The organism is Nonomuraea sp. CA-143628, from assembly GCF_050942315.1.
Taxonomy (GTDB): domain Bacteria; phylum Actinomycetota; class Actinomycetes; order Streptosporangiales; family Streptosporangiaceae; genus Nonomuraea.
The window spans coordinates 7,575,080-7,592,547 of the sequence record NZ_CP192072.1 but is presented as its reverse complement, the minus strand read 5'-3'; the positions used below and the strand labels follow the sequence as shown (position 1 = coordinate 7,592,547).

General features: G+C 70.1%; 17 protein-coding genes. 13 read left to right on the top strand and 4 right to left on the bottom strand.

The window, feature by feature from the left end; all coding sequences use genetic code 11:
- Positions 1 to 61 precede the first annotated feature (61 nt).
- Both ACQP2T_RS34730 and ACQP2T_RS34725 read left to right on the top strand, forming a co-directional pair.
- Positions 62 to 1,261, top strand: a complete 1,200-nt coding sequence (locus tag ACQP2T_RS34730; RefSeq protein WP_433509110.1) for an adenylate/guanylate cyclase domain-containing protein — start codon at positions 62 to 64, stop codon at positions 1,259 to 1,261.
- A 94-nt stretch (positions 1,262 to 1,355) separates the two neighbouring features.
- Positions 1,356 to 2,504, top strand: a complete 1,149-nt coding sequence (locus ACQP2T_RS34725) for a glycoside hydrolase family 53 protein (RefSeq protein ID WP_433509109.1) — start codon at positions 1,356 to 1,358, stop codon at positions 2,502 to 2,504.
- On the opposite strand, the gene ACQP2T_RS34720 is transcribed toward ACQP2T_RS34725, so the two are convergent.
- Positions 2,488 to 2,910 (bottom strand): VOC family protein, encoded by a 423-nt coding sequence (locus ACQP2T_RS34720; RefSeq protein ID WP_433509108.1) that lies wholly within the window; start codon positions 2,908 to 2,910, stop codon positions 2,488 to 2,490. The two genes, ACQP2T_RS34725 and ACQP2T_RS34720, sit on opposite strands and share 17 nt — an antisense overlap.
- Before the next feature lie 90 nt (positions 2,911 to 3,000).
- On the opposite strand from ACQP2T_RS34720, the gene ACQP2T_RS34715 reads away from it, so the two are divergent.
- The 3 genes from ACQP2T_RS34715 to ACQP2T_RS34705 all read left to right on the top strand — a co-directional run bounded on the left by ACQP2T_RS34715 (position 3,001) and on the right by ACQP2T_RS34705 (position 5,822).
- The gene (locus ACQP2T_RS34715) at positions 3,001 to 3,945 is read left to right on the top strand and encodes a helix-turn-helix transcriptional regulator (RefSeq protein ID WP_433509107.1); all 945 of its coding nucleotides are present in this window, start codon (positions 3,001 to 3,003) and stop codon (positions 3,943 to 3,945) included.
- 58 nt (positions 3,946 to 4,003) lie between these two features.
- The gene (locus tag ACQP2T_RS34710; protein WP_433509106.1) at positions 4,004 to 4,702 is read left to right on the top strand and encodes a TetR/AcrR family transcriptional regulator C-terminal domain-containing protein; all 699 of its coding nucleotides are present in this window, start codon (positions 4,004 to 4,006) and stop codon (positions 4,700 to 4,702) included.
- Between the two features lie 133 nt (positions 4,703 to 4,835).
- A complete protein-coding gene (locus ACQP2T_RS34705) occupies positions 4,836 to 5,822 on the top strand; it encodes an NAD(P)-dependent alcohol dehydrogenase (RefSeq protein WP_433509105.1) in 987 nt (328 codons plus the stop codon).
- 58 nt (positions 5,823 to 5,880) lie between these two features.
- On the opposite strand, the gene ACQP2T_RS34700 is transcribed toward ACQP2T_RS34705, so the two are convergent.
- Entirely contained in the window at positions 5,881 to 6,243 is a 363-nt protein-coding gene (locus tag ACQP2T_RS34700; protein ID WP_433509104.1) for a cupin domain-containing protein, read from the bottom strand.
- A 116-nt stretch (positions 6,244 to 6,359) separates the two neighbouring features.
- On the opposite strand from ACQP2T_RS34700, the gene ACQP2T_RS34695 reads away from it, so the two are divergent.
- Genes ACQP2T_RS34695 through ACQP2T_RS34680 form a run of 4 tightly spaced genes read left to right on the top strand, consistent with a single transcriptional unit; the run spans position 6,360 to position 10,358 of the window.
- Positions 6,360 to 6,848: a 2Fe-2S iron-sulfur cluster-binding protein gene (locus tag ACQP2T_RS34695; RefSeq protein ID WP_433509103.1), complete on the top strand. Its 489-nt coding sequence runs from the start codon at positions 6,360 to 6,362 to the stop codon at positions 6,846 to 6,848.
- Positions 6,845 to 7,816 (top strand): FAD binding domain-containing protein, encoded by a 972-nt coding sequence (locus tag ACQP2T_RS34690; protein WP_433509102.1) that lies wholly within the window; start codon positions 6,845 to 6,847, stop codon positions 7,814 to 7,816. The genes ACQP2T_RS34695 and ACQP2T_RS34690 overlap by 4 nt, the downstream gene beginning before the upstream one ends.
- Positions 7,813 to 9,834, top strand: a complete 2,022-nt coding sequence (locus ACQP2T_RS34685; RefSeq protein WP_433509101.1) for a xanthine dehydrogenase family protein molybdopterin-binding subunit — start codon at positions 7,813 to 7,815, stop codon at positions 9,832 to 9,834. The genes ACQP2T_RS34690 and ACQP2T_RS34685 overlap by 4 nt, the downstream gene beginning before the upstream one ends.
- Positions 9,835 to 9,881: 47 nt before the next feature.
- Positions 9,882 to 10,358, top strand: a complete 477-nt coding sequence (locus tag ACQP2T_RS34680; RefSeq protein WP_433509100.1) for a DUF6328 family protein — start codon at positions 9,882 to 9,884, stop codon at positions 10,356 to 10,358.
- A gap of 27 nt (positions 10,359 to 10,385) precedes the next feature.
- Here ACQP2T_RS34680 and ACQP2T_RS34675 read toward each other — a convergent pair whose 3' ends face one another.
- The gene (locus ACQP2T_RS34675) at positions 10,386 to 11,870 is read right to left on the bottom strand and encodes an alpha/beta hydrolase (RefSeq protein WP_433509099.1); all 1,485 of its coding nucleotides are present in this window, start codon (positions 11,868 to 11,870) and stop codon (positions 10,386 to 10,388) included.
- A 161-nt stretch (positions 11,871 to 12,031) separates the two neighbouring features.
- On the opposite strand from ACQP2T_RS34675, the gene ACQP2T_RS34670 reads away from it, so the two are divergent.
- Positions 12,032 to 13,576: a beta-N-acetylhexosaminidase gene (locus ACQP2T_RS34670; RefSeq protein WP_433509098.1), complete on the top strand. Its 1,545-nt coding sequence runs from the start codon at positions 12,032 to 12,034 to the stop codon at positions 13,574 to 13,576.
- Positions 13,577 to 13,628: 52 nt separating this feature from the next.
- Here ACQP2T_RS34670 and ACQP2T_RS34665 read toward each other — a convergent pair whose 3' ends face one another.
- A complete protein-coding gene (locus ACQP2T_RS34665) occupies positions 13,629 to 14,558 on the bottom strand; it encodes a carbohydrate kinase family protein (protein ID WP_433509097.1) in 930 nt (309 codons plus the stop codon).
- Between the two features lie 150 nt (positions 14,559 to 14,708).
- On the opposite strand from ACQP2T_RS34665, the gene ACQP2T_RS34660 reads away from it, so the two are divergent.
- Genes ACQP2T_RS34660 through ACQP2T_RS34650 form a run of 3 tightly spaced genes read left to right on the top strand, consistent with a single transcriptional unit; the run spans position 14,709 to position 17,468 of the window.
- Positions 14,709 to 15,692, top strand: coding sequence for a sugar ABC transporter substrate-binding protein (locus ACQP2T_RS34660; protein WP_433509096.1), 984 nt, complete (start codon positions 14,709 to 14,711; stop codon positions 15,690 to 15,692).
- Position 15,693: 1 nt separating this feature from the next.
- A complete protein-coding gene (locus ACQP2T_RS34655) occupies positions 15,694 to 16,665 on the top strand; it encodes an ABC transporter permease (protein ID WP_433509095.1) in 972 nt (323 codons plus the stop codon).
- Complete coding sequence (locus tag ACQP2T_RS34650; protein WP_357957305.1) at positions 16,662 to 17,468, top strand: ATP-binding cassette domain-containing protein; 807 nt, start codon at positions 16,662 to 16,664, stop codon at positions 17,466 to 17,468. Before ACQP2T_RS34655 ends, ACQP2T_RS34650 begins: the two co-directional genes overlap by 4 nt.

The following is a 17,468-nucleotide window of genomic DNA, read 5'->3' as shown; positions in this document are numbered from 1 at the left end:
CAGCGTGGTGTCCGACTCGGCCGGGCTGACGAAGCTTAGTCAGCGGCTGGGTCTGCTGGAGGTGCTGGCGCTCATCGACCGGCCCAAGCGGATCCTGCACACCCACACCAGGGCCATCGGCGGCGAGGCGGTGGGCGTGTGGGCGGCGGACAACGCCCAGATGTTCCATCCGGAATCGGCGGACGCGGGGGTGCTGCTGTCGGCCCTGCTGAAGGTCCAGGACGAGATCGAACGCCATAGCCGCGTACGGATCGGCATCGGTACGCATTACGGGAGTTTCTACGGCCTGGCCGGTGGGCTGTACGGTCCGGAGGCGGACGCGATCGAGGACATCGCGGAGAACCACACCGAAGGCGGGGAGCTCGTGGTGACGGGGGCGGTCGTCGACCGGTTGCCGCCCGGCCACTCCTTCGTCCTGCGCCGCAAGGACGGCCCCGAGAGTCTGGTGGGCGTCGTCTACCAGGTGCTCGACGGCCCCCGGCCGGACGATGTGCGGTCGGCCGACAATGTGCGGCCGGAGGAGGATCTGCGGCCGGACGATGTGCGGTCGGCCGAGGATCTGCGTTACCCGATTCCCTACTCCGCGGCCTTCTACGGGGACCTGCTGAGGTTGGAGCGCCGTCCCGAGGACGTCGAGCTGGCCCGGCGGCTGGCCGCCGAGCACCTCCAGGACCGGACGGTGGTCCTGGTCGAGCGGAGCGTCGCCCCGGCCGAGACGCCTGAGCTCGGGCTGCTGAGAGGGCTGGGCCTGTCGGCCGTGCTGAAGGAGACGGGGCTCCGGCTCATGCCCGCGCGGGGTGCCGTGGAGATCAAGATCGCTGGACCTCTGGCCCTCTACCTGTTCGAGGAGGCCGCGCCGGCCGTACGCTTCGCGCAGGGCCTGCGCGTGAGCCTGGCCGAGCACGAGATCGTCTGCCGGATCGGGGTGGCCGCCGGGCCGCTGCTGGCGGGTGAGACGCCGGGCGGTGGGTGGGATGTCGCGGGTGCGCCGGTGAATCTCGCCTCCAAGATGGCGCAGGATCTCGGCAGGCCCGGTCGCGTCTATCTGAGCGAGGCCGTACATGAGCGGCTGAGCGGGGCCGGGCGTGAGCCGCTGAGTGAGGCCATGCGTGAGCAGCTGGGTGATGCCGGGTGCGAGCGGCTGAATGAGGCCGGGCGTGGGCGGCTGAATGAGGCCGGGTGCGAGCGCGCCCAGCTGGACGGGTTCGCCGCCGTCCGGCGCACGGTCTCCGGAGTTGAGATGACCTTCTTCGAGGGTTGAATTCCCGGGGACCACTCTTCCCCGGCGGGAGATCCTTCTTTATCCTCATGCTCAAGAGTGTCTGTGAACGTTCACAGAGGAGCCCACCCATTTCTTGAGCAAGGAGATCGGGATGGCCGTCAACCACCTGAACCGCCCCTGGAGGATCGGGGGCACGCTCCTCCTCGCACTGGCGACCCTGCTCGCCGTCGCACTCGTGAACCCCACCCCCGCCTCGGCCGCCACGCTGACCATGCGCGGCGCCGACGTCTCGTCGGTCCAGCGGAGCCTGGACCTCGGGGCCAAGTACTACAACGCCGCCGGGACGGCCGCCGACCCGCTGGACATCCTCGCCGGCGTCGGCGTCAACTACGTCCGCTTACGCGTGTGGAACAACCCGGCGAGCGGCTACAACAACAAGGCGAAGGTCCTGGCCTACGCCAGGACGGTCAAGGCCAAGGGGCTCGGCCTGATGATCGACTTCCACTATTCGGACACCTGGGCCGACCCGGGCAAGCAGTTCAAGCCGGCGGCGTGGGCGAGTCACGGCATCGGTCAGCTCCAGACGGACGTCTACAACTACACCTACGACGTCTGCAACAGCCTGAAGGCGCAGGGCACCACGCCCGACAGCGTGCAGATCGGCAACGAGATCAACGTCGGGATGCTCTGGAACGACGGCAAGGTCATCAACAACGACTTCACCAACCTGAGCCTGCTGCTCAAGGCCGGATACAACGCGACCAAGGCGTGCAACGGCGGCACCCAGGTGATCATCCACACCGCCGACGCCGACAGTCTCGCCAACGCCCGCTGGTTCTACGACGGGATCAGGGCCAAGGGCGTGCCGTGGGACATCACCGCCCTGTCCTACTACTGCATGTGGCACGGCCCGCTGTCCACCCTGTCCACGGTGATCAACGACGCGAGGTCCCGCTACGGCAAGCCGGTCATCGTGGCGGAGACCGCCTACCCGTTCACCGCGGCCAACGCCGACAGCGAGGGGAACGTGGTGACCGGCTCGGCACCGTGCTCGGGCTACCCGGCCACCTGGGCGGGGCAGGCGAACGAGTTCGCCGCGGTCCAGAACACGGCGCGCGGCGCGGGCGCGATCGGCGTCTTCTATTGGGAGCCGACCTGGTACGCCATCTCCGGCAACGGCTGGGATCCGGCCAACATCAACGGCACCGGCGACCAGTGGGACAACATGGCCACCTTCAACTGGACCGGCGGCATCAATCCCAGCATCAGATGGACCCCGTAGGCCGCGTCCCGAAGATCTCCAGGTAGTGCTCGTTGTACATCACGCCGAGGATGTTCCCGAAGGGATCGACCACGGACGCGGTGACGAATCCCGGCCCTCGCTCGACCGGCTTGTCGTGCACGGTGGCACCCAGGGACAGCAGCCGCTCGAACGCGGCCTCGACATCGTCCACGTGCCAGTAGATCACCGCGCCGCCGGGCTGGTCGGACCGGCCGTGCGGGGCGAATCGGCGGTCGACGATGCCGAATTCGTGCTGGTAGTCGCCGAGGCGGAACTCGACGTACGCGGGCGGCCCCTCGGCCGGGCGCGCGAAGTACGGCTCGATGCCGAGCAGTTCGGTGTACCAGTCCCGGGCGGCCGGGACGCCGTCGGCGAAGAAGCTGACGGTGGTGAGTCCACGCAACATGGGGTGTTCCTTACTTCCGGTCGGTGTCGATGAATATCCTCCAAGCTAAAGTGCTCACCAATTGACCACTTTCTTGGAGAAGATGGGGACATGCGCGCTGACCGGCTCGTCGCGGCCCTCCTGCTCATGCAGAGCCGTGGCCGGGTGACCGCCGCCGAGCTGGCCGACGAGCTCGAGGTGTCCGTCGCCACCGCCCGCCGCGATCTGGAGGCGCTGTCCGCGGCGGGCATCCCGGTCTATCCGCAGGCCGGACGCGGCGGCGGCTGGTCGCTCGTCGGCGGCGCCCGTACCGATCTCAGCGGCCTGTCGGCGACCGAGGCGCAGGCGCTGTTCCTGCTCGTCGGACCGGCCGCGGCCGTCTCGGGTGAGGCCAAGGCGGCGCTGCGCAAGCTCGTACGGGCGCTGCCGCAGACCTTCCGGGCCGATGCCGAGGCCGCCGCCGGCGCGACGATGATCGACCCCACCCGGTGGGGCGAGCGCGATCGTCGCCGCCCCGAGCTGGTCGACCTGCTCCAGGCCGCCGTGGTCCGCCGGCGGAAGGTCCGCCTGACCTACACCAACAGCGCCCGCGAGCGGACCGAACGGTTGATCGACCCGTGGGGCTTGGTCGACAAGGACGACATCTGGTATCTGATCGCCGGGACCGAACGAGGGCAGCGAACCTTCCGGGTCGACCGGATCATCGAGGCCGAGCCGACCGACCAGGTCGCCGAGCGCCCGGACGATTTCACGCTCGCCGACGCCTGGGAGCAGGTCGTGGGGGAGGTGGAGCGGCGGCGTTCGCGTACGTGGGCGACCGTGATCATCGAGGCCAGGTTCGTGCCGGTGCTGCGTACCCACTTCGGGCGGCACTGCCACACCGACGGCGAGCTCGACCACGGCCGGGTCCGGGTCCGCCTCGCGGCGCCGACCCCGCTGGACATCGCCAGGAACCTGGCCGGCTGGGGCGCGATGATCGAGGTGGTCGAGCCGAGGTCGGTCCAGGCGGAGCTGGCGCGGATCGGCGTCGAACTGGCCGACCAGTACGAACGCTGACCTGGCGGCCATCGGGCCTGAACTTACGTTGTACGATATGGCGCGGAGGTTGATCTAGGTGGCCACGCGGAATGGACCAAGGACCGAGCCCCGCACCCCGTTGAGCAGAGATCGGGTGCTCCGGGCCGCGATCAAGGTCGCCGACGAAGGCGGCATCGAGTCGCTCACGATGCGTCGTCTCGCGGAAGAGCTCGACGCCGAGGCGATGTCGCTCTACTACCACGTGGCCAAGAAGGAAGACGTCCTGGACGGCATCGTCGGCGTCATCGCCGGCGAGATCAACGAGGCGGTCGGCCGGATCGACGTGCCCTCCAAGGGGGCCGCCTGGAAAGCGGCAGTGCGGCAGCGGATCCTGACCGCCCGCCAGGTCTTCCTCCGCCACCCCTGGGCGCCGCGCGTCTTCGAGACCCGTACTGACGTGAGCCCGGCCGTCGTCCAGTACTTCGATGCCCTGATCGGGCTCATGCGAGACGGTGGCTTCTCCAACGACCTGGCCCATCACGCGCTGCACGCCCTGGGGAGCCGGGCTCTGGGGTTCACCCAGGAGATGTTCGATCCGGGTGACGGGGCCGGTGACGAATCCGCGGCCATGCTCGACGCCATGGCCGAGCAGCTGCCCCACCTCGTCGGGATGCTGCGGGAGATCGCCCACGACGACCCCGACTCCACGCTGGGGTGGTGCGACGACCAGACCGAGTTCGAGTTCGGGCTGGATCTGATCCTCGACGGTCTCGACAGGTTGCGCGAGACCGCCTGACCCGCGCCTGACCCCCGCGCTCGCCGGTCGAGTCCGGCTAAGCCTTGCGCCGTAAGAGGAGCCTTGACCACCTTACGCCGTAAGAGTACCTTACGACGTACGACTTACGTTGTACGAATCGGAGGCACCCGTGATGAAGGCGATCGTCTTACGCACGTACGGCTCACCCGACGACCTGGCCATCACCGAGATCGACAAGCCCATACCCGGCGACGACGAGGTGCTGATCCGGGTCCGTGCCACCTCCATACAGCCCTACGACTGGCACCACATGAGAGGCGAGCCGTATATGGCGCGCCTGATGCCCGGCAGCCTCGGGCTGCGCGGGCCGAAGATCCACATCCTGGGCGCCGACCTGGCGGGGCAGGTCGAGGCGGTCGGTAAGGATGTGACGGAGTTCAGCCCCGGCGACGAGGTCTTCGCGCAGTCCAACCAGGGCGGCTTCGCCGAATACGCGTGCGTCCGGGCGAGCGACCTGGCGCCGAAGCCGAAGAACCTCTCGTTCGAGCAGGCGGCTGCGGTGCCGATGGCGGCCAACACCGCCCTCATGGGCCTGTGCGACCAGGGCCGTCTCCAGTCCGGGCAGAAGGTCCTTGTCAACGGGGCGTCGGGCGGGGTGGGGACGTTCGCCGTGCAGATCGCCCGAGCGCTCGGCGCGGAGGTCAGCGCCGTCTGCGGCGCGCGGAACGTGGACCTGGTCAAGTCGCTCGGCGCCACCGAGGTCATCGACTACACCACCGAGGACTTCACCCGGAACGGACAGCGTTACGACCTGCTGCTGGACATCGCGGGAAGCCGTTCAGGAGCGGCCTGCCGCCGGGCGCTGACCCCCAAGGGCGCCCACGTCGCCATCGGCGGACCGCCCGGCCGATGGTTCCAGCCCGCCGCTCACGTGTTCGCGGCGCTGGCGCTCGGGCCCTTCGTGTCCCAGAGAATGGTCATGACAGACGTGGTCGGCTGCCGGGAGAAGCGGCAGAATCTGCTGACGCTGACCCGGCTCATCGAGGACGGCGAGATCACTCCGGTCATCGACCGCACTTACGCGTTCGAGGAGATCCCGGCGGCCGTCCGCTACCAGGAAGAGGGCCATGTCGTGGGAAAGGTCGTCGTCACGGTCTGAACGAAAGGGCCGGCGGTCAGGGTCGCCGCGCCGACGACCCCCCGCCGAAAAGCAGGCCTCAGGCGCTCCGTGCCTTGGCGTACTCCGCGGCGCCGCCCGCGAAGTCGTACACCTCTACCTGCTCGTTCCCGACCACCCAGGCGTCGTGTCCGGGCGGGGCGACGAAGACCTCTCCCGGGCCGATCTCGGCCTCGGTGCCGTCGTCCATCCGGATGCGGAGCCGGCCGCGGACGACGAACCCGTTGTGGTGAACCTGGCACGAATCGGTGCCGACGATCGGCTTGATGGACGCCGACCAGCGCCATCCGGGTTCGAACGTCGCCACACCGAAGCTCAGGCCCGTCAGGTTGCACACCTCGAAGTGGCCCATCGGGAAGTCCCGGCGCTCGTCGGGCTTGTCGATGCTCTTGACCTCGATCATGACGTCCCCCTTCGTCACCCTTCAGTCTCTCACCGGGCATTTCTCCGGACAGAGCCGACCAAGGGAACAAGGTCGACGTGAGGTTGAGCCGTCCGCGCACCGGGTAGGCGAGCGCCATGGAGATCACCCTGCGGGTCAACGGTTCGCGGCGGACCGTGGAGGTGGACCCGCGCGTCTCGCTGCTGGATCTGCTGCGCGAGCGGCTCGGACTGACCGGCTCCAAGAAGGGCTGCGATCACGGCCAGTGCGGCGCGTGCACCGTGCTGATCGACGGCCGGCGGGCCAACGCCTGCCTGGCGCTGGCCGTGGCGCAGGACGGATCGGACATCACCACCGTCGAGGGCCTGGCGGACGGCGACCGGCCGCACCCGCTCCAAGCCGCCTTCATCGAGCATGACGCCTTCCAATGCGGCTACTGCACCCCCGGCCAGCTCTGCTCGGCCGCCGGGATGCTGGCCGAGGGCGGTCCGAGCGCCGTCACCGAGGACCTGGCCGCCGACCCGGCGCTGACGGCCGAGGAGATCCGCGAGCGCATGAGCGGCAACCTGTGCCGGTGCGGCGCCTACCCGAACATCGTCACCGCGATCGCGGAGGTGGCCGGATGAGACCCTTCGAGTACGCGCGAGCCGGCGACCCCGCCGACGCCGTGGCCAGGTTCCGGCCCGGTGCGATGTACCTGGGCGGCGGCACCAACCTCGTCGACCTCATGCGTCTGGGCGTTGCCGAGCCCGAGTTCCTGGTGGACGTGAGCCGGCTGCCGCTCGACCGGATCGAGCCCGACGGCGACGGGCTGCGCGTCGGCGCCGCCGTACGCAACAGCGACCTCGGCCTCCATCCGCTGGTCCGCGAGCGTTACCCGATGCTGGCGCGGGCGGTGCTGGCCGGGGCGTCCGGGCAGATCCGCAACATGGCGACCGTGGGCGGCAACCTGCTGCAGCGCACCCGCTGCCCGTACTTCCAGGACGTCTCCAAGCCGTGCAACAAGCGGCGGCCCGGATCCGGCTGCCCGGCGATCGGCGGCGACCACAGCAATCTGGCCATCCTCGGACATTCCCCCGCGTGCGTGGCCACCCATCCGTCGGACATGGCGGTGGCGCTGGCCGCGCTCGACGCCCGCGTACACGTCACCGGGCCCGGCGGCGACCGGGTGGTTCCGATGCCGGGGCTGCACCGGCTGCCTGGCGACGAGCCCGAGCGCGACACCGTGCTGGCGCCCGGCGAGCTGGTCACCGCCGTGCACCTGCCCACTCCGCCGCCGGGCGCCTCCCGTTACCGCAAGGTCCGCGAGCGCGCCTCGTTCGCGTTCGCGCTGGTGTCCATCGCCGCCGCCCTCGACGTCGAGGGGGACGGGACCGTACGCGACTGCCGGATCGCGCTCGGGGGAGTGGCGCACGTGCCGTGGCGGTGCGAGAGCGCCGAGCGGGCGCTGCGCGGCGCCCCGGCGGACGAGGAGAGTTTCACCCGGGCCGCCGAGGCCGAGCTGGAGCGGGCGCGACCGCTGCCGCGCAACGCGCACAAGGTGCCGCTGGCCCGCAACCTCATCGTCCGCACCCTGCTGGAGCTGGCACCATGACCCGGATCGAGGGGCACGACAAGGTCACCGGCCGCGCGACCTACTCGGCCGAATACCCGATCGAGGGCGTCACCTACGCCTACCCGGTCCAGGCCGGGATCGTCAGGGGCCGCATCACCTCGATCGACGCGGCGGGGGCGCTCGCCATGCCGGGGGTGCTGGCCGTACTGTCCAGCGAGGACCCGCCCGAGCTGGCCCCCGACGCGGACCCGGAGCTCGCGCTGTTCCAGCGCCGCGAGGTCGCCTACCGGGGGCAGTTCGTCGCCGTCGTCGTCGCCGACACCTATGAGGACGCCCGCGCGGCCGCGCGGGAGGTGCGGGTCATCTACGAGGAGGACCCGCACGACGTACGGCTGCGCGGAGATCATCCCGGGCTCTACCGGCCGGAGAAGGTGAACCCGTTCTACCCGGCCGACACCGAGAAGGGCGACCTGGCGGCCGGGCTGGCCGCGGCGGCCGTCACCGTGGACGTGACGTACACGACCCCGGCCGTGCACAACAACCCGATGGAACCGCACGCCACGCTCGCCGTCTGGAGCGGCGACGGAGACCTGACCGTCTACGACTCGACCCAGGGCGTGTCCACGGCCCGCGCCATGATCGCCAAGACGCTCGGCCTGCCCGCCGAGCGGGTGCGCGTGGTCTGCCGCCACATCGGCGGCGGCTTCGGGTCCAAGGGCACCATTCGCCCCGGCACCATGCTCGCCGTCCTGGCGGCGCGGGCCGTCGGGCGGCCGGTGAAGGTGGCGCTGACCCGGCAGCAGCTGTTCGACGTCACCGGCTACCGGACGCCGACGATCCAGCGGGTCCGGCTCGGCGCCGACGCCGACGGCCGCCTGACCGCCGTCGAGCATGAGGTCGCCGAGCAGAGCTCGACGCTGGTCGAGTTCGCCGAGCAGACCGCCACCCCGGCCCGCACCATGTACGAGACGCCCGCGTTGCGCACGGCCCACCGGCTGGTCCGGCTGGACGTGGCCACCCCGTCGTGGATGCGCGCACCGGGCGAATGCCCCGGCATGTACGCGCTGGAGTCGGCCATGGACGAGCTGGCCATCGCCACCGGCCTGGATCCCGTCGAGCTGCGCGTGCTCAACGACGCGGAGACCGAGCCGGAGAGCGGCCTGCCGTTCAGCTCCCGCAACCTGGTGGCCTGTCTGCTGGAGGGCGCCCGCCGGTTCGGCTGGGAGGGGCGCGACCCGACGCCGGGCGTCCGCCGCCAGGGGCGCTGGCTCATCGGCACCGGCGTCGCCTCCTCCACCTTCCCGGCCTTCCGGCGCCCGTCCCAGGCCACCGCCACCGTCGAGAACGGCGGCTATGTCGTCCGCGTGGCCGCCGTCGACCTCGGCACCGGCGCCCGCACCGCGCTGACCAAGATCGCCGCGACCGCGCTCGGCGTCCCGCCCGACCAGGTGCGGCTCGAGCTGGGCGACAGCGACCTGCCCCCCGCCCCGGTGGCCGGCGGCTCCATGGGCACCGCCTCCTGGGGCTCGGCCGTGGTGGCCGCCTGCGAGGAGGCGCTGCGCGACGGCAAGCACGGCGCCGCCGACACCACCGACGCCATCAAGGCGCAGCAGGACCTGGCCAGACACGCTTTCGGTGCCCAGTTCGCCCGGGTACGGGTGGACATGGACACCGGCGAGATCCGTGTGTCGCATCTGCTGGGCATCTTCGCCGCCGGGCGGATCATCGACGAGCAGCTGGCCAGGTCGCAGTTCGTCGGCGGCATGACGATGGGCGTGGGCATGGCGTTGATGGAGGAGAGCGTCATCGACGACGAGTTCGGCGGGTTCAGCAACCACGACCTGGCTCAATACCACGTGCCGGTGTGCGCGGACATCGAGCGGATCGACGCGGCCTGGATCGAGGAGGACGACCGGCACCTCAACCCGATGGGTACCAAGGGCATCGGCGAGATCGGCATCGTCGGCACCGCGGCCGCCATCGGCAACGCGGTCTATCACGCGACCGGCATTCGCGTCCGCGACCTGCCGATCACTCCCGCCCGCCTGCTCACCTGAAACAGGTCTTTCGCATGAATTTCCCTGATCTCGGTAGATGTAGGCACATGGAACCGGACAGGGAAACTCAGAAGGAGCGGGCCGATCGCAACTTCGTGGAGCTGCTGCAGAGCGCACGGGTGGCGGTGACCGGAGTCCAGGTGCTGTTCGCGTTCCTGCTGACGGTCCCGTTCTCACAGGGGTTCGACAAGCTGAGTCTGGCCGACCGGCGGCTGTTCTACGTGGCGCTGGTCAGCGCCGCCATCGCGTCGATCTGCTACATCGCCCCGGCCGCCCAGCACCGGGTGCTCTTCCGCCAGGGACTGAAGGAGATGCTGGTCCGCCGCTCCAACATGTACGGCATCGCCGGGGCCCTGGCCCTGGCCGTCTCGATGACCGCGGCCACCATGCTGGTGGTCGACTACCTGTTCCACAACACGGTGGCGGTGATCACGGCCGTCGTCGTCGCCGCGCTGGCCGTGTGGACCTGGTTCGTCCAACCGGCGATGGACCGCTCGGCCAAGGGCGACGACGACACGAGCTGACCCCGGTCGCGCACGACCGGGGCCGGGTCAGATCTTCGGGCACATCTTCCCGTCACGCGGCGGCACCCGGGTGACCAGGTAGCGGTCGACGGAGGTGTTCACGCAGGCCGAGCCGGTGCCGTAGGCGGTGTGGCCGTCACCGTCGAAGCTCAGCAACACGCCCGAGGACAGCTGGGAGGCCAGCGCCTTGGCCCACTTGTACGGTGTGGCGGGGTCGCGCAGGGTGCCGACCACCAGGATGGGCGGCGCGCCCTTGGCGTGGATGGCCCTGTTGACCGTCTTGCTCCTGACCGGCCAGAAGTCGCACGCACTGGCCACGGCCTTGCCGGAGCTGATCGCCTTGGCCTGGCGCACCGCTCGCCGCCAGGTCGGATGGTCGAGACAGTCGATGGCCGCGTGCGCCTCCATCATGTTGGCGTAGGTCGCGTCTGCGCCGCGCTCGTTGTACTGGTCGGCGTACTGCAGCAGCAGCGTGCCGTCGCCCTTGAACGCCGTGCCGAGCGCCTGCCGCAGGGCCGGCCACGACCGCTGGTCGTACAGGAGGCTGTCGAGGCCGGTGTACACGAGCGCCTGCGTGGCCTGCCTGCCGTCATAGGTGTTGACCAGCGGCGCCTTCTCGGTCCGGTCGTGCAGGGCGCGCATCTGCTTGATGACCGCGGCGGTCGTGTGCTTCTTGAAGGGGCAGTCCTTGTGCGTGAAGCAGTCCCGCGCGAAGGACTCGAAGGCCACGCCGAAGCCGTCCTGCTGGCCCGAGCCGAACTCGGTCGCCGTCGTCGAGGGGTCCTCGGCGCCGTCGAGCACCATCGCGCGCACCCTGGCCGGGAACAGGTTCGCGTACGTGGCGCCGAGCAGGGTGCCGTAGGAGAAGCCCAGGTAGGTCATGCGCGACTCGCCGAGACCGGCGCGCAGCACGTCCATGTCACGCGCGGCGTTCGGCGTGCCCACGAAGGGCAGGATCGCGCCGGAGTTGGCCTGGCACGCCTGCGCGAGCCGCAACTGCGCGTAGTTGTACATCTTCACCTCGGCCTTCGAGTCCGGGGAATTGTCGACGGAGTGGTACCAGTCGGCCACCTGGGTGGACATGCAGCGCACGGGGGTGGAGGCTCCCACACCGCGCGGATCGAAGCTGACCAGGTCGAAGCGCGAACGGAGGGCGGCGGTGAACTTCACCTTCGCCGTACCTCTCAGCAGGTCGACACCCGACCCGCCGGGACCGCCAAAGTTGATCACCACAGAGCCCAGGCGCTTGGCGCCCTTCGCCGGCAGTTTGATCACGGCGATCTCGATCCGCTTGCCCGACGGCTTGGTGTAGTCGAGCGGCACCTTGAGCTTCGCGCACTGGAAACCCCCCTTGCAGGGGGTCCAGGCGAGCCGCTGGCCATAGTAGGTGCTCAGGCCGGGCGGCGTGTCGGCCGTCCGCGCGGGCTGTGCCGTCGCGGGCTCGGCGGTGACCAGACCCGCGGAGAGCAGGCCGATGACTAACGGGGTGATGACCCCGAGAAGGCGTCGCATATCTCTGTCCTCGTCTGGCGGCCGAGTGGATATCGCTTAGGTGACTCTCCGATGGTTGGGCGCGGTGGTTGCGAGGCTCTTGAAGGCCGCTGGCCGGGCGCGTGCAAGCGTTATTTGGAAAGTTTCTTTACTAGCGCGGATCACGTCCGTATGGTGAGGCCATGAGCCTGCGCACAGTGCTGATCCTGGTGGCGGCGCTCGTCGCCACGTCGGTCTCCGCCTCCCCGGGCGCGCGCGCCGCCGCGCCCCTGAGCTTCGGCGGGGTGGTCCCCGCGCCGGTCAGCGCGACGCCCGCCGCCGGGGTCACGTACCGGATCACCTCGGCCACCAGCCTCTACACCGACGTCCCCGCCGTCGGCGAGCAGCTGGCCCGGCAGTTGCGGCGCTCGACCGGCTACCCCGTGCCGATCGTGGCCGCGCCGCCCGCCGGCGGCATCTCGCTGCGGCTGGGCAGCGTGAGCGGTGGGGAGGAGGCCTATCGCCTCGATGTGACCGCCACCGGAATCACCGTGCTGGCCAACGGGGCCGCCGGGCTGTTCAACGGGGTGCAGACGCTGCGGCAGCTGCTGCCGTACGCGGCCGACAGCGCGAGCGTCCAGCCGGGACCGTGGCCCGTGCAGGGCGGCCGGATCACCGACGCGCCGCGCTACGCCTACCGCGGCGCCATGCTCGACGTCGCCCGCCACTTCTTCCCCCTGGCCGCCGTCCAGCGCTACATCGACCAGATCGCCCTCTACAAGATCAACTACCTGCACCTGCATCTGTCCGACGACCAGGGGTGGCGGATCGTCGTCGACTCCTGGCCCAGGCTGGCCACCTACGGCGGCAGCACCGCCGTCGGCGGCGATCCGGGCGGCTACTACACCAAGGCCCAGTATCAGGAGCTCGTGGCCTACGCCGCGGCCCGCAACATCACGGTCGTGCCCGAGATCGACCTGCCCGGCCACACGAACGCCGCCCTGGCCTCCTACGCCGAGCTGAACTGCGACGGCGTCGCGCCGCCCCTCTACACCGGCACCGACGTCGGCTTCAGCTCGCTGTGCACGTCGAAGGAGCTCACCTACACCTTCATCGACCAGGTGCTCGGCGAGCTGGCCGCGCTCACCCCCGGCCTCTACCTGCACCTCGGCGGCGACGAGGCCAGCTCCACCAAGCCGGCCGACTACGCCGCGTTCATGAACCGGGCGCAGGCCATCGCCGCCGCGCACGGCAAGACCGTCATCGGCTGGCACGACATCGTCAAGGCGACGCCGCTGCCCTCCACCATCGCTCAATACTGGGGCACCACGCCGGACGACAGCGCCGTCGCGGGCGCCGGGCGGAAGGTCATCATGTCCCCGGCCAGCCGCGCCTACCTCGACATGAAGTACAACCGGCGCACCCCGCTCGGCCAGGACTGGGCCGGGCTGATCGAGGTCAAGGACGCCTACGGCTGGAACCCGGGCGCCTACCTGACCGGCCTGCCGGCCCAGCAGGTCCTGGGCGTGGAGGCGCCGCTGTGGACCGAGACGATCAGGACGCCGGCCGACATCGAGTACATGGCCTTCCCACGCCTGCCCGCCATCGCCGAGCTGGGCTGGTCCCCGTACGCCAAGCACGACTGGAACGCCTTCAAGCAGCGGCTCGGCGCCCAGGGGCCGCGCTGGCGCGTCATGGGCGTGAACTACTACCACTCCGGGCAGATCACCTGGCCCGCCGGCTCCTGAACCAACCGCGCCGCCGGGCCGGATCGTCTGTACGGCGGGATCCCGTACGACGTCACCGCCCGGCGGTCTCGTTGAGCTGGTGCGCCCACGGCGGGTTGGCCCCCGCGACCGAGCAGGTCAGCGCCGCCACCCGGGCCGCGAAGGCGGCGGCGTCGGCGGCCGTCTCCAGGTCCAGCCCGTCCAGCCGGCCGCCGAGCAGCCCCCGCACGCCCAGCCGGTGCAGCAGCCCGGCGGTGAAGGAGTCACCGGCGCCCACGGTGTCGACGACCTCGACCCGGGGGGCCCGTACCGTCGCGCGCTCCCCGTCCAGCGACACCAGCGCGCCGTCCGCGCCCCGGGTGATCACGATGAGCCTGGCCCCGGCCGCGTGCCAGGTGTCGCAGGCACGTTCCAACGGCTGGTCCGGCATCAGGAAGGACAGGTCGTCGTCGCTGAGCTTGAGGATGTCGGCCACCGCGCACCACCGCTCCACCGGATAGGCGTCCCGGCCGGCCAGGCTGGGCCGTACGTTCGGATCGATCGAGACCGTCGCGTGCGCGCGGGCGTCCGCCGCGAACGACTCCACCGCGGCGCCGCCCGGCCGCCTGACCAGCGCGAGAGACCCCGTGTGCAGGCAGGACCACCCGCTCGGGTCGACGGCGGCCAGCTCCTCGGGCGTCCACTGCCAGTCGGCGGTGCCCTCGGCGTGGAAGCTGTAGGCCGCCTGGCCGCGCTCGTCGAGCGAGGCCACCGCCAGCGTGCTCGGCTCGGCGGCCGGCACGACGGCCGACAGGTCCACCCCGGATGAGGCGAGGTGCTCGCGGAACAGCTCGCCGAACACGTCGCCCGACACGCGCCCCAGGAACCGCGTCGAGGTGCCGAGCCGGGCCAGAGCCACCGCCGTGTTCGCGGGTCCGCCGCCCGGCAGAACCCGGAGCTCCAGCTCGCCGGGGCGCCGGTCGGCGAAGGCGTCGGCGACGCATTCGCCCAGGACAGCGATCATCAGGGCCAACCTTTCAGCCATGTTTGCAGATTTGTTACACCCAGGGGGCATTGACGTTTCTAGAAAGGGAGTCCATCATCGCAGCACGGCGAATGTCAACGTTGACATATGTCAACGATGACATTGAATCATCCCTGATAGGAAGCCACCATGATTGCTAGGCTCTCGGCCGGACTTCTGGCCGCCGCGCTCCTTGTCACCGGCTGTGGCGGCAACGAGCAGAAGGCCTCCACCAGCACCAACAAGGTCGGGCTGATCACGAAGACAGAGACCAACCCGTTCTTCGTCAAGATGAAGGAAGGCGCGCAGCAGGCCGCCAAGGCGTCGGGTCTGGAGCTGATGACCGCGGCGGGCAAGTTCGACGGGGACAACGCCTCCCAGCTCACCGCGATCGAGAACATGGTCGCGGCCGGGGTGAAGGGCATCCTCATCACGCCCAACGACACCAAGGCGATCGTGCCCGCGATCAAGAAGGCCAGGGACGCCGGCGTCGTGGTGATCGCGCTGGACACGCCGACGGACCCGCAGGACGCCACCGACGCGCTGTTCGCCACCGACAACCTCAAGGCGGGCGAGCTGATCGGCCAGTACGCCAAGGGCGCCATGGCCGGCAAGACCGCCAAGATCGCCACACTGGACCTGGCGCCCGGCATCACGGTCGGCCAGCTGCGCCACGACGGCTTCCTGAAGGGCTTCGGCATCGCCAACGGCGACCCGTCCATCGCCTGCTCCCAGGACACCCGCGGTGACCAGTCCAAGGGCCAGGAGGCGATGGAGAACTGCCTGCAGAAGGCGCCCGACATCAACCTCGTCTACACCATCAACGAGCCCGCCGCGCTCGGCGCCTACACCGCGCTCAAGGCCAAGGGCCGCGAGAAGGACGTGCTGATCGTCTCGGTGGACGGCGGCTGCACCGGCGTCAAGGCCGTCAAGAGCGGGCAGATCGCCGCGACCTCGCAGCAGTACCCGCTGAAGATGGCCGAGGACGGCGTCAAGGCCGTCGCCGACTTCGCCAAGGGCGGGGCCAAGCCCAAGGGCTACATCGACACCGGCGTCACCCTGATCACCGACAAGGCCGTTCCGGGAGTGGAGTCCAAGGACACCACCTTCGGTCTGGCCAACTGCTGGGGCTGACATGGCCGTCATGGAAGCGACGCTGCCGCGCCGCATCATCACCACACCGACGGCGGGACCGCTGGCCGCGCTCGTGCTGGCCTGCGTGTTCTTCGCGGTCAACAGCGACCAGTTCCTCACCGGCGGCAACTTCTCGCTGATCATCCAGCAGGTGATGGTCGTCGGCACGCTCGCCATCGGCCAGACGCTTATCATCCTGACCGCCGGCATCGACCTGTCCAACGGCGCGATCATGGCGTTCGGCGGCATCGTGATGACCAAGCTGGCCGTCGGCAGCGGGCTGCCCCCGCTGCTCGCGGTCGCCGCCGGGCTCGCGGTCTGCGCCGCGTTCGGGCTGGCCAACGGGCTGCTGGTGACGCGGATCTCGCTGCCGCCGTTCATCGTCACGCTGGGCATGCTGAACGTGGTGTTCGCGCTGACCCACATCTACTCCGAGGACCAGACGGTCACCGACCTCCCGGGCGCGCTGACCTTCCTGGGGCAGACCTTCAAGGTCGGCGGCACGAACGTCACCTACGGGTCGCTGCTCACGATCCTGCTGTTCCTGCTCTTCGCCTACCTGCTGGGGTACACCGCGTGGGGCCGCCACGTGTACGCGCTCGGCAACAGCCAGGAGGTCGCGCGGCTGACCGGCATCCGCACACAGCGGCTGACGATCGGCGTCTACACCGTCGCGGGCCTCGTCTACGGCATCGCCGCCCTGCTGCTCGTCTCCAGGACCGGCGTGGGCGACCCGCAGGCCGGTCAGACGGACAACCTCGACAGCATCACCGCGGTCGTACTCGGCGGGACCAGCCTGTTCGGCGGCCGGGGCCTGGTGCTCGGCACGCTGATCGGCGCCCTCATCGTGGGGGTCTTCCGTAACGGCCTGCAGCTCATGGGCGTACCGTCGATTTACCAGACGCTCATCACCGGCATCCTGGTGATCCTCGCCGTCGCCGTCGACCAGCTCTCCCGCAGGAGGACCCGATGACCCCCGTGCTCCAGGCCCGCGGCCTGGTCAAGCGATACGGCCACGTGGTCGCGCTCGACGGCGCCGACTTCGACCTGATGCCCGGCGAGGTGCTCGCCGTGATCGGCGACAACGGCGCCGGCAAGACCAGCCTGATCAAGGCGCTGACCGGCGCGCTGCAGCCCGACGAGGGCGAGATCCTGCTCGACGGCAAGCCCGTGCGCATCCGCGACCCCCTGGAGGCGCGCCGGCTCGGCATCGAGACCGTCTACCAGGAGCTCGCCGTCGCCGCCTCGCTCGACATCTCGACGAACATGTTCCTCGGCCGCGAGCTCCGCAAGCCAGGACCGCTCGGCACGATCTTCCGGATGCTCGACAAGAAGCGGATGCGCGAGGAGTCGGCCAAGCACATGGCCGACCTGAAGATCGGCCTGCGCTCCCTCACCCAGCCGGTCGAGTCGCTGTCCGGCGGCCAGCGGCAGGGCGTGGCCGTGGCCAGGGCCGTGGCGTGGGCCTCCCACGTCGTGGTCATGGACGAGCCGACCGCCGCACTCGGCGTCAAGGAGTCGGGGCAGGTGCTGGACATGATCAAGCGGGTCCGCGACCGCGGCATGCCCGTCGTCCTGATCAGCCACAACATGCCGCACGTCTTCGAGATCGCCGACCGCATCCACGTCCAGCGGCTCGGCCGCCGCGTCGCCCAGATCAAGCCGGGCGACCACAGCATGGCCGAGGTCGTCGCCATCATGACCGGGGCACTCCAGGTGTCGGAGGGCAAGTCGGTCGTGACGGACAAGGACGCGGCGGAGGCGATCGGCCTCTAG